Source organism: Streptomyces sp. NPDC050997, from assembly GCF_040660135.1.
Taxonomy (GTDB): domain Bacteria; phylum Actinomycetota; class Actinomycetes; order Streptomycetales; family Streptomycetaceae; genus Streptomyces.
Genome location: NZ_JBFAGK010000001.1, coordinates 677,474 through 689,837, shown reverse-complemented (window position 1 = coordinate 689,837; position 12,364 = coordinate 677,474). Strand labels below are relative to the sequence as shown.

The following is a 12,364-nucleotide window of genomic DNA, read 5'->3' as shown; positions in this document are numbered from 1 at the left end:
CGTGCCCGGGACCGCCCCCTCGTCCTACGCCCACGTCACATGCGCCTGGCTGTCGGTGCCGGACAGACGCGGCGCCACGGGGTCGGCATGATCAGGCAGCCGCATCGTGGTTCCCTCGGTCAGCGCCGTGAGGAGACTGCGGAACATGTGGGAAAGGCTGTCCCATACCTTCACGGGACCGTCCGTGTCTCCGCCATGCAGACCGTGGAGCACATTGCCGAACCGGTCTCCGTCGCGATGGTCGACAAGAAGTTTGCCTCCCGTGAGATCTGTGGCGATCGGGACCCACCGGACGTGGAACGCGTATCCGTACACGCCTTCGTAGATGTCCCTCACATCGGGATCTTCCGCTTCATTCTCATCCACCCACTCGGCAATTGCCTCCTCCATCAAACGCTGACCGGCACGCATGCCCTCGGCCGCATGGAGAACGAACCCCTCGGGGAGAATGACGCCCGGACCACCGTGGCCCTGCGTAGCGGTGACCCCGTTGTGACGTTCCAGCCACCTGACCAGATCGGGGTGCAAAGGGAAACGACCGTCAGCAATGGCGTCAATGTCATTCCGTGCGGCGGGTGGATTCAGTGCTGCGAAATCCGCCGGCGCGTTCACCTCAAGCCACGCATCGAGACGATCGAGGACAACATTGAGGTCATCAGTCATGGGAGAACTCTACGAGTGACGTCGGCGACGGGATGGACACCCCGGTATCGGGAGGACTCAAGAAGCCCGGCGATCGCCGTAATCCAGTACCGCCACGGGCCCGCCGACACTCATACTCGGACACGTGTTCCTGACGATCTCGACGACTGGCGACGAGCAGCACCCGGCTACTGACCTGGGCTTCCTCCTCCACAAGCATCCTGACAACCCGTTCTCGGCCAAGCTGTCCTACGGCACAGCCCATGTCCTCTACCCCGAGGCGGACGCCGAGCGCTGCACGGCGGCGCTGCTGCTGGAGGTCGACGCGGTCGCGCTGGTCCGGCGCGGCAAGGGCAAGGGACGCGGCGGCGCCCCCGACGCGGCACTCGCGCAGTACGTCAACGACCGCCCCTACGCCGCCTCCTCGCTGCTCGCCGTGGCGCTGAGCGGCGTGTTCTCCAGCGCGATACGGGGCGTGTGCAAAGCCCGGCCCGAGCGTGCCGCGCAGCCGATGCCGCTGCGCATCGAGGTGCCCGCACTGCCCGCCCGGGGCGGCCCGGAGCTCGTACGACGTCTCTTCGAGCCGCTCGGCTGGACGGCGACCGTCGAACCGGTGGCCCTGGACAGCGAGTTCCCGGAGTGGGGCGACTCGCGGTACGTGCGACTCGTACTGGAGTCGCGGACGCTGACCCTCGCCGAGGGACTGCGGCACCTGTACGTCCTGCTGCCCGTGCTCGACGACGCCAAGCACTACTGGGTGTCGCCCGACGAGGTCGACAAACTGCTTCGGGCCGGCGAGGGCTGGCTGCCCGAGCACCCGGAGCAGAAGCTGATCACCAGCCGTTATCTGTCCCGCCGCTGGTCGCTGACCCGGGAGGCGATGGAGCGGCTGGAGCTGGTGCGGCTGGCCGAGGCCGACGACAGCGAGGTCGAGGAGATCGACAACGCCGTCGAGGCGGAGACCGAGGCCGAGGAGAAGCCGACCCCGCTCGCCGTGCGGCGCCGGGACGCCATCGTCGCCGCGCTCAAGGACTCGGGTGCCGCCCGTGTCCTCGACCTCGGGTGCGGACAGGGCCAGTTGGTGCAGGCGCTGCTCAAGGACCCGGGGTTCACCGAGATCGTCGGCGTCGACGTGTCGATGCGGGCCCTCACCATCGCCTCCCGGCGGCTGAAGCTGGATCGTATGGGGGAGCGGCAGGCCTCGCGCGTGCAGCTCTTCCAGGGCTCGCTGGCCTACACCGACAAGCGGCTCAAGGGATACGACGCCGCCGTGCTCAGCGAGGTCATCGAGCACCTCGACGTGCCCCGGCTGCCCGCCCTGGAGTACACCGTGTTCGGCGCGGCCCGTCCGCGCACGGTCCTGGTGACCACCCCGAACGTCGAGTACAACGTCCTCTGGGAGAGCCTCCCGGCCGGCCACGTCCGGCACGGCGACCACCGCTTCGAGTGGACCCGCGCACAGTTCCGGACCTGGGCGGACACGGTGGCCGAACGGCACGGCTACGACGTGGCGTTCGTGCCGGTCGGCCCGGACGACCCGGAGGTGGGCCCGCCCACCCAGATGGCCGTGTTCAGTGTCAAGAACGTGAACGAGAAGGAGGCGAAGGCGGCATGACCGATACTCGGATCTCCCAGAACCAGGGGCGGGTCCTCCCCGTCACCGACCTCTCCCTCGTCGTACTGATCGGTGCCTCCGGCTCGGGCAAGTCGACCTTCGCCCGGCGGCACTTCAAGCCGACCGAGGTGATCTCCTCGGACTTCTGCCGCGGTCTGGTCTCCGACGACGAGAACGACCAGAGCGCGACCCGGGACGCCTTCGACGTCCTGCACTACATCGCGGGCAAGCGCCTGGCGGCCGGCCGTCGGACCGTCGTGGACGCCACCAGCGTGCAGCAGGACGCCCGGCGCCAGCTGATCGACCTGGCCAAGCAGTACGACGTGCTGCCCATCGCCATCGTGCTCGACGTGCCCGAGGAGGTGTGCGCCGAGCGCAACGCGACCCGCGACGACCGCGCCGACATGCCCCGGCGGGTCGTCCAGCGGCACACCCGCGAACTGCGGCGCTCGCTCAGGCACCTGGAGCGCGAGGGCTTCCGCAAGGTGCACGTCCTGCGCGGCGTCGAGGACGTCGAGACCGCCACCGTCGTCACCGAGAAGCGCTTCAACGACCTGACCCACCTCACCGGCCCCTTCGACATCGTCGGCGACATCCACGGCTGCGCGTCCGAACTGGAGGCACTGCTCGGCACGTTGGGCTATGTCGACGGCGTCCACCCGCAGGGCCGTACCGCGGTCTTCGTCGGCGACCTCGTCGACCGCGGCCCGGACAGCCCGGGCGTGCTGCGCCGGGTGATGTCGATGGTCGGGTCGGGCAACGCCCTGTGCGTGCCCGGCAACCACGAGAACAAGTACGGGCGTCACCTGAAGGGCCGCAAGGTCCAGCACACCCACGGACTCGCCGAGACCATCGAGCAGATGGACGGGGAGACCGAGGAGTTCCGCAAGCAGGTACGGGAGTTCATCGACGGCCTCGTCAGCCACTACGTCCTCGACGGCGGCAGACTGGTCGTCTGCCACGCCGGGCTGCCGGAGAAGTACCACGGCCGCACCTCGGGCCGGGTCCGCTCGCACGCCCTGTACGGCGACACGACCGGAGAGACCGACGAGTTCGGGCTGCCGGTGCGCTACCCGTGGGCGGAGGACTACCGGGGCCGGGCGGCGGTTGTCTACGGGCACACCCCGGTTCCGGAAGCCAGTTGGCTCAACAACACGATCTGCCTGGACACCGGCGCCGTCTTCGGCGGCAAGCTGACCGCGCTGCGCTGGCCGGAGCGCGAGCTGGTCGACGTACCGGCGGAGCGGGTCTGGTACGAGCCGGCCAAGCCACTGCGGGTCGAGGCGCCCGGCGGGCACGACGGACGCCCGCTGGACCTCGCGGACGTGCACGGCCGCCGGGCCGTCGAGACCCGGCACCAGGGCCGCGTCGCCATCCGCGAGGAGAACGCGGCGGCGGCCCTGGAGGTCATGAGCCGCTTCGCGGTGGACCCGCGCCTGCTGCCCTACCTGCCGCCCACCATGGCCCCGACGGCCACCTCCGGCGTCGAGGGCTACCTGGAGCACCCGGTCGAGGCCTTCGCGCAGTACCAGGAGGACGGCGTCGCGCGGGTCGTGTGCGAGGAGAAACACATGGGCTCGCGGGCCGTGGTGCTGGTGTGCCGGGACGCGGAGACGGCCCGGAAACGGTTCGGCGTCGGGGCAGGCCCCACCGGCGCGCTGTACACCCGCACCGGCCGTCCCTTCTTCGACGACGAGTCGGCCACGGAGGAGATCCTGGGCCGGGTCCGCACGGCGATCGGCGAGGCCGGTCTCTGGGACGAACTCGACACGGAATGGCTGCTGTTGGACGCGGAGCTGATGCCGTGGTCGCTGAAGGCGATGGGGCTGCTGCGCGGTCAGTACGCGGCCGTCGGCGCCGCCGCCGGCGCGGTCTTCCCGGGCGCGCTGGCCGCCCTGGAGGGCGCGGCGGCACGAGGCGTGGACGTCTCGGACCTGCTGGCCCGCCAGCGCGAACGGGCCGAAGCGGCCTCGGCGTTCACGGACGCCTACCGCCGCTACTGCTGGACCACGGACGGCCTGGACGGCGTACGCCTGGCCCCGTTCCAGATCCTCGCGGCCCAGGGCCGCAGCCTCGCCGCCCTGCCGCACGACGAGCAACTCGCCTTCCTCGACCGGCTGGTGGAGCACGACGCGAGCGGCCTGCTGCGGACGACCCGTCGCCTGTACGTCGACACCGGTGACCCGGAGTCGGTACGGGCGGGTGTCGACTGGTGGCTGGAGATGACCGAACGCGGCGGCGAGGGCATGGTCGTCAAGCCGGTCGACGCCGTCGTGCGCGGCGCTCAGGGCCGTCTGGTGCAGCCCGGCGTCAAGTGCCGCGGCCGCGAGTACCTTCGGATCATCTACGGTCCGGAGTACACCCGCCCGGACAACCTCGCCCGGCTCCGCGGCCGCTTCCTGAACCACAAGCGCTCGCTCGCGATCCGCGAGTACGCGCTCGGTCTGGAGGCACTCGACCGGCTCGCCGAGGGCGAGCCGCTGTGGCGGGTGCACGAGGCGGTGTTCGGGGTGCTGGCGCTGGAGTCGGAGCCGGTGGACCCGAGGCTGTAGCCGACTCCCGGGCCCCGCGTGGCTCCCGCTGGGCCCGGGAGGATCGATTTCCGGCCGAGTCGCCCCACCGGGGGGCGCACGGCCGGACTTCACGCCCCTCGAACTCACTTGTCCCTGGTTAACCGCCAGTTGCCGTGCTAACTTCGCAGGTCGGTCAGGCAGGCATACCGGCTCATGGGGGACAGTCGGTGGAGACAGGCGCGGGGTTGGACAGGCCCATCGACGATGCCGTGCGCCCGCGGGGACTCCAGGTCATGGTCGAGCTGACCGACGGCCTGTGCGACCTGAGCTGCACGGAGGACGCGCAGGCGCGCATCCAGTTCGCCGCCATCCTCGCGGAACAGCTCGGCCGGCCGGTCGACCTGCGCGGTGTCCGACAGCGCGAGGACGTGGCCGCCCTGGTGCGCGCCGCGCTGAACGTGGCGGGCGGCGAGCACGTACTGGTCGACGTGGTCCGCATCCTCGAAGGCACCCCGGCGGGCGACGAACTCGACCGGCTGATCGCCCCGACCCCGTCCGTCCTGCCCGACCTGCCGTGGGGCCCGCCCGGCCCGCTCAGCCGTGACGACGAGAACAGCGCCCGCGCCGTCCTGGCCAAGGGCGAGCTGCCCGCGAGCCGGGTCCGGGACGACCTCGTCGAGGAGTTGAACGGCCTCGACCTGCCCATCGGGCTGGCACCCGACCAGCTGTTATCGCACGTCCTGGAGTGGAACACACAGCCCGACGGTCTGCCGCCCGCGGTCCTCCTGATGGACCGCGCGGCCCGCCTCGCCGCCGTACCCGCGCACCGCGCCGCCCTGGCCGGCTGGGTCGACGACTGGGTCGCCCGGGCCGGCCTGACCGAGGAACTGGACCGGCGCCGGGGCGCGCGGGCCGAGGCGGTGAGCGACCCCGACGTTCCGCGCTGTCTGATCGTCGCCGTCGAGCCCGCCCGGGACGGCAGCGGCGAGATCGTCGTACGCCCCTGGCTCAACACCGTGCCCGGCCACTGGAACCCCCAGCCCGGCGCGCCGTCCACCACCACCCTCGACGACCTCGGCACGGCCGTCGACCAGGCACTGCGGCAGGGCGCCCGGCTCTGGACCGCCCCGCGCGAGCCGGACCCGGGTGGACGCGTCCAGCCGCCGCCGTACATCGAGTTCGTACTGCCGTACGAGCTGCTGAACCATGATGTGGCCGGTTTGACGTACCGGATCGGCGACGGACTGCCGATGCCGATCGGCCTGAAGTACGGGGTGCATCTTCGGAGCCTGGAGCGCATGCGCAGCGACGACGCGCAGGTGCGGGAGCAGTGGCGGGAGCGTTGGCGCACGCTGCGGCAGCACGGGGTCACGGTGCACGGCTGGAGTGAACCGGATGGTCCGCGCCTGAACGCATGGCAGGCGGTGCTCGCTGGGGAGAACAGACATACGGCCGTGGTGCTGGACGCCCCGGCCGACCGTCTGGCGCTGGAGGCTCTGAAGGCCGCCATCGCAGAGGGGATCGGATTGGCGGTCTGGGACCGCAGAGGGGTTTTCGACGAGGAACGCCGGGAGGTGGTGACCGCCGTGTTCGCCGCCGTGCCGACGCCCGAGCAGATCCCGATCGCCATTCACCGACTGCGCCAGAACGCCGAGTTGCACACGCAGGGACCGGCGCGGTTCCTCGGCCGCAACATCGGCTTCCTCTGGGACGACCCCAATCGACTCGTTGACATCGATCCCGGCGATCTCGCCGGCGAGGAGGCACCGGCATGAGCGCGCAGGAGCAGACGTCCCCGAACGGCTGGCGCGTCTTCCACGCCACGGGCAACGCCCCCGCCGTCCCGCCCCGGCTGCCGGAGCCCCCGCCCTGGCGCCGGTTCCGCGGCGCCCCCGCCCAGCCCACCCCGCCGGACGATCCCGAGGCCGCCCAGCGCCGTCTGGGCCCGCACGACATCACCCTCCAGCTCGGCCAGGACGAGGTCGACACCGTCAACGCCGCCCTGCTGCTGCGCCGGCCGCTGCTGATCACCGGCCCGCCCGGCGTCGGAAAGTCGACCCTGGCCTATCTGATATCCCGCGAGCTGGGTCTGGGCCGGGTCCTGGAGTGGAACATCGTCAGCCGTACGACCCTGCGGGACGGTCTGTACGTGCACGACGCGATGGGCCGTGCCCAGGCCATCGCCGCCTGGCAGGCCGGCCTGCGGAACGCGCAGAAGGCGGACGTCAACGCCGCTCCCGAGTCAAGTGATCGTCAACTTCCCCCGGTTCTCGGCGACTTCATCACCCTGGGGCCCCTCGGCACCGCGCTGCTGCCCTACGATCGTCCCCGTGTGCTTCTCGTCGACGAGCTCGACAAGAGCGATATCGACCTGCCGAACGACCTGCTGCACGTCTTGGAGAACGGAAGCTATGACGTCCCGGAACTGGTGCGCGACGCCGCGGACGCCGCGCGCGTCCACACCAGCGACCCCTCCGGCCGTGCCACGGTGGACAGCGGGCGGGTCGAGTGCCGGGAGTTCCCCGTCGTGGTGATCACCAGCAACGGAGAACGTGAGTTTCCCGCCGCTTTCCGTCGGCGCTGTCTGCCGCTGGAGATGCGCACACCCACCCGTGAACAGCTTCTGGCCATGGTGGAGGGACACCTGGGCACCCGCCCGGAGAGCACGGAGGACCTGGTGGACCTGTTCGTACAGCAGGTCCAGGCCGGCGGTACACACTCACTGGACCAGCTACTCAACGCTGTCCAGATGACTACCGCGGGTGGTTTCCAGGTGCATGGTGACGGGCGTAAGCTCGTGGAAATGCTGCTCCGCGACCTCGCGAAGGGCCGCTGAATGACCGGCTTTCCCAGGGAGCGCGCGTCCAGGCTCGGCGACGGAGGTCCCGTATCGGGGTCGTCGCCTCCTTCGGCGTTCTCCGAGTCCGTCGACCACGGGCGTGAGCACGGAGCGCGGCTCCCCGCCGACCTGGAGCAGACCGCACCGGCCCGCACCGGCCCGTACACCGAGGAGCACGCGGCGCCACGCTGGCAGGAGGTCGCCGACGCGGTGTGGCTCGCCGCGTACTGGTCCCGCCACGGCCGCCCGGCCGGCGGCCGGCACCCCGGCCCGGGCCCCGGATCCACCGGGCCCGCCGAGGACCTACGGCCCCCGGGCCAGCCCCCGCCCTCGCCGCTGGACGGCGGGGACCCTCCCGCGGCCCCGCCCGTCGCCGAGACCGACGCCGTACGTCCGACGCGGCCGCCCCACCCCGACCCCACCGTCGGCGGGACGTCCGGTGCGTGGACCCCGGCCCCGGACGCCACGCACCGGCCCGGCCCGGCGCCGAGCGGTGCCCCCGGCGAACCGGCGGCACCGGCCGAGTTGTTACCTCACCCCGAAGGTCCCTACGCCTTGCACGTGGGCCGCCCGCTGCTGCCCTCCGACGACCGCCCCCAGCACGGGCCCGGCCGGGCCACCGCCCTGCTCGCGCGCGCCCTGCACCGGCTGGCCCGGCGCATCCCCTCCCGCGACACCCTCGAACTGGATGAGGAGACCACCGCCGAGCAGGGAGTCGTCGACGGGATGTGGCTGCCCTTCCTCCGCCCCGCCCGCACCTCCGCGTTCGACCTGGTGCTGCTCATCGACGACGCGCCCACCATGCGGATCTGGGAGGAGGCCGCCGCCGGGCTCGCCGCGGCCGCCGAACACAGCGGCGCCTTCCGGGGCGTGCGCACGGTCCGGGTCAACGTGCCGCGCATCGGCGCCGCCACCCTGCGCTGGACCACCGGCCGGGCCGCCGCCGACCCCGCCGAACTCCTCGACGGACGCGGCGGTCGTGTCTTCCTCGTCGTCACCGACGGGCTCGCCCACGGCTGGGCCGCACCCGCCGCCGACGACCTGCTCGGCCGGCTCGCCCACGCCGGCCCCACCGCCCTCGTCCATCTGCTGCCGCCGCATCTGCGTCACCGCTCCTCCCTCTACCCGTACCAGGCGGTCCTGGAGGCCGGCGGTTTCGGCGCCCCCAACGACGGCCTGGCGCACTGGGCCCCGCCCGGCGGCCCCGACCCGCTGCGGCCGCTGCCCGCCACCGGCGACAGCTCCGTCGCGGTACCGGTCCTGTCCCTGAAGGCCGGCTCCATCGCCGCCTGGGCCGACCTCGTCACCGGGGAGCGCGGCGTACGGCGCTCGCTGCCCGTAGTGCTGGCCGGCACCCTCACCAAGGGCGCCCCGGCGCCCGGTCTGCGCGCCCCGCGCTTCCCGCGCGCCGCCACCGCCGCCGTCCGCCGCTTCTTCACCCTCGCCACCCCGGCCGCGCGCCGACTCGCCACCCAACTGGCCGCCGTACCCTTCGAGTTCGACCTCATGGAACAGCTGCGTCGGCGCACCATGCCGGAGACCGGCCCCGACCATCTCGCCGAGATCCTGATGGGCGGCCTGATCGACTGGGACAGCGGCGGCCAGGGGTGCCCGGAGTTCGCCGACGGAGTCCGTGAGGCGCTGCTCGCCACCACCACCCGCAGTCAACTCGCCCGCACCGTCAGCGTGGTGGGTGAGCTGCCCGCGGCGGGGGCGCGGGGCATCGCGCTGCGCGCCGCCCTGCGGGATCCGCTCGGCGCCCGGTTGCCCGACCCGGCGGAACACGGCTGGGCACGCAGTGAACTCGCGGTGATGCGCGCGTTGTCGGGGCCGTACTCCGAACGCGCGAAGCGTATAGAGCCCAACCTTTCCAGGCTCGGCACAGGCACGACCGAACGGGTGGCCGTCGGTCCCCCGGCTGGTACACCCACAGAGGTGAACCAGCCGGAGGGCGGGGGATCGCCCGAGGGAAAGGGCAGTGATCCAGCGTCGGACAATTACGACGAAACTGGAGAATTCGTGCCGAGTCAGGTAATCGACGAGACCCGACCCAATGCCTCGGAGGACGAGCAGCTCATGACGAGCACCACGACCAGGACGCCCGCCATCATGGTGAACGTTCCGCTCCGGAACGCCTCGTTCGTCGGCCGGCAGGCGCTGCTGAGGGCCGTGGAGGAGCAGCTCGGCGCCCAGGACACCGCGGCCGTGCTGCCGCACGCCCTGCACGGACTGGGCGGAGTCGGGAAGTCCCAGCTGGCGCTCGAGTACATCTACACCCACCAGCAGGACTACAAGGTGATCTGCTGGATCCCCGCCGAACGCGAGAGCCTCATCCTCGCCGCGCTCACCACCCTCGCGGCCCAGCTCGGCGTCGCCCCCATGAGTCAGGAGAGCGTGGGCACCCCGACGGCCAACACGGCCGTGCCCGCCGTTCTGGAGGCGTTGCGCACCGGGGCGCCGTACGACAAATGGCTGCTTGTCTTCGACAACGCCGAGGACATCGATGTGGCGCGCAGGTACTTCCCGCCCAACGGTCCCGGCAAGGTCATCGTCACCTCCCGCAACCGGAACTGGGAGCAGGTGGCCACCCCGCTGCCGGTGAACGTCTTCGAGCGCGAGGAGTCCGTCGAGCTGCTCCAGAAGCGCTCCCCCGACCTGGAGCCCGAGGACGCCTACCGGCTCGCCGAGGCGCTGGGGGACCTGCCGCTGGCGGTGGAGCAGGCGGGCGCGTGGCGTGCCGTCACCGGCATGCTGGTCGAGGAGTACCTCGACCTGCTGCGGCAGCGCAGCCTGGATATCCTCGAACTCGACGCCACCCCCGACTACCCGACGTCGGTGGCGGCCGCGTGGGACATCTCGCTGACCCGGATCGCGGAGAGCAACCCCGGGGCCCGGCAACTCCTCGACATCTGCGCGAGTATGGCTCCCGAACCCATCCCGCGGTCCGTGCTGCGCGGCAGCCGGGGCGTCAGCATCACGCCCGACGTCGACCCACTGCTTCGTGAGTCGATCAAACTGAACCGTGCCATCCGTGACCTCAGCCAGTTCTCCCTGGTGAAGGTGGACCCGCGGTCCGACACCCTGCAGATGCACCGCCTGCTGCAGACCGTGCTCCTGGCCAAACTGGGGCAGCAGGAGCGGGAAAGCATGCGGGGCGCCGCCCATCAGCTGCTGTCGGCCGCCAAACCCGGCATCTACGCCTCGTCGCTGGAGTGGCGCGCCTACCAGGAGCTGCTGCCGCACGTCCTCGCCTCGCAGGCGGTGACCAGCACCGACGACTGGGTGCGCGAAATGGTCCACGACACGGTGCTGTTCCTCTACTACTGGGGTGACCACACCGGTGCCGCGAACCTGGGCCGGCAGGCCTGGAACGCCTGGCTCGCGGCCTCCGGCGAGGACGACATCTACGTCATCCGCATGTCGAAGAGGTTCTCCTTCCTGCTGCGCCAGATCGGGCAGGTCGCCGAGTCCATCCCGCTCACCGAGAAGGCGCTGGAGGTCTCCCGTCGTATCGAGGTCGAGGCCGAGGAGATGATCGACTCCCTGTGCGAGATGGCGGACGCCCGCCGCTACCAGGGTCGGTTCCAGGAGGCCCGGGATCTGGGGCGGGAGGCCACGGAGCTGGCGCGTCCCCAGTTCGGGCTGGAGGACCCCACGACACTGCGTGCCGCCCACAGCCTCGGTGTCGACCTGCGCCTGTGCGGCCAGTTCGGTGACGCGCTGGCGCTGGACCAGGAGAACGCCCGGCTGCGCGACCAGATGTTCGGCTCCGCCAGCTTCTTCACCCTCAACTCCCTCAACGCCCTCTCCATCGACATGCGGGAGAACGGCGACTATCCCGGCGCACGCGATTTCCAGGAGGACGCCTACCGGCGGGCCCGGACCGCGCTAGGCGAGGAACACCCGCTGACCCTGCGCATCGGCCGCAACCTCGCCGTCTGCCGACGCCGTGACGGGGCCCTCGCCGAGGCCGCCAAGCTCTCCGAGGAGACGCTGCGGCGCTTCGTCGCGCGGTACGGGGCCGACCACTTCGACTCCGTGTCCACGGCGCTCAACTACTCCGTCGACCTGCGCCTCGCCGGCGATCTCGACAACGCCCGCAAGCAGGGCGAGGACGCTGCGGCGCGCTACGCCGCGCGGCTCGGCGAGGAGCACGCCTACACGCTGCTGACCAAGGCCAATCTCGCCGCCACGCTGCGGGCGCTGGGCTCGCTCGACGCCGCGGCGGAGCTGGAGGACGCGGCGGCCGAGCGGCTGGCCGCGACGCTCGGGCCCCTGCACATCACCACGCTGACGGTGGCCGTCGGCCAGGCCAACACGGCCTACGCGCGCCTGGACTTCGAGCGGGCGCACCAGATCGACGAGGCGAACCTGCCGCTGCTGGCGGAGGTGGCGGGGGAGGACCATCCGCTGACTCTGTCGTGCACCGCGAACCTTGCGCTCGATCTGCGGGGGCTGGGGCGGGGGCCCGAGGCGGAGGAGCTCCAGCGGAAGGCCGTGGAGGGGCTCACCCGGGTGGTTCGCGTCGACCATCCGTGGCTGCTTGCGGCTCGGCAGCGGCGTCGCATCGAGTGCGACATGGCTCCTATGCCGTTGTAGCTGCGCGGGCCGGTGGGGGGCTGGTTGCACAGTTCCCCGCGCCCCTTGGGGTGTTTGCGGCGCCCGTGGCCTGAGGGGCGGGGGGCGTGTCGGTTGCATCTGCGGGCCGGTGGGGGCTGGTTGCGCAGTTCCCCGCGCCCCTTGGGGGTGGCGGGG

General features: G+C 71.7%; 6 protein-coding genes. 5 read left to right on the top strand and 1 reads right to left on the bottom strand.

Features of this window, described 5'->3' with window-relative positions; genetic code table 11:
* Positions 1-24 precede the first annotated feature (24 nt).
* Positions 25-663: an SMI1/KNR4 family protein gene (locus AB0H86_RS02825; RefSeq protein WP_362432125.1), complete on the bottom strand. Its 639-nt coding sequence runs from the start codon at positions 661-663 to the stop codon at positions 25-27.
* A gap of 124 nt (positions 664-787) precedes the next feature.
* Between AB0H86_RS02825 and AB0H86_RS02820 the strand changes: the two genes are divergently transcribed.
* The 5 genes from AB0H86_RS02820 (at position 788) to fxsT (ending at position 12,208) form a co-directional block, all read left to right on the top strand.
* Positions 788-2,257, top strand: a complete 1,470-nt coding sequence (locus tag AB0H86_RS02820) for a 3' terminal RNA ribose 2'-O-methyltransferase Hen1 (protein ID WP_362432122.1) — start codon at positions 788-790, stop codon at positions 2,255-2,257.
* Positions 2,254-4,809 carry a polynucleotide kinase-phosphatase gene (locus AB0H86_RS02815; RefSeq protein WP_362432120.1) on the top strand — a complete coding sequence of 852 codons (2,556 nt, stop codon included), beginning with the start codon at positions 2,254-2,256 and terminating at the stop codon, positions 4,807-4,809. The genes AB0H86_RS02820 and AB0H86_RS02815 overlap by 4 nt, the downstream gene beginning before the upstream one ends.
* Before the next feature lie 254 nt (positions 4,810-5,063).
* Complete coding sequence (locus AB0H86_RS02810) at positions 5,064-6,545, top strand: hypothetical protein (protein ID WP_362432118.1); 1,482 nt, start codon at positions 5,064-5,066, stop codon at positions 6,543-6,545.
* Positions 6,542-7,606 carry an AAA family ATPase gene (locus AB0H86_RS02805; RefSeq protein WP_362432115.1) on the top strand — a complete coding sequence of 355 codons (1,065 nt, stop codon included), beginning with the start codon at positions 6,542-6,544 and terminating at the stop codon, positions 7,604-7,606. The genes AB0H86_RS02810 and AB0H86_RS02805 overlap by 4 nt, the downstream gene beginning before the upstream one ends.
* Positions 7,607-12,208: an FxSxx-COOH system tetratricopeptide repeat protein gene (gene fxsT, locus AB0H86_RS02800; RefSeq protein ID WP_362432112.1), complete on the top strand. Its 4,602-nt coding sequence runs from the start codon at positions 7,607-7,609 to the stop codon at positions 12,206-12,208. It abuts the gene before it with no gap.
* Positions 12,209-12,364: the final 156 nt, after the last annotated feature.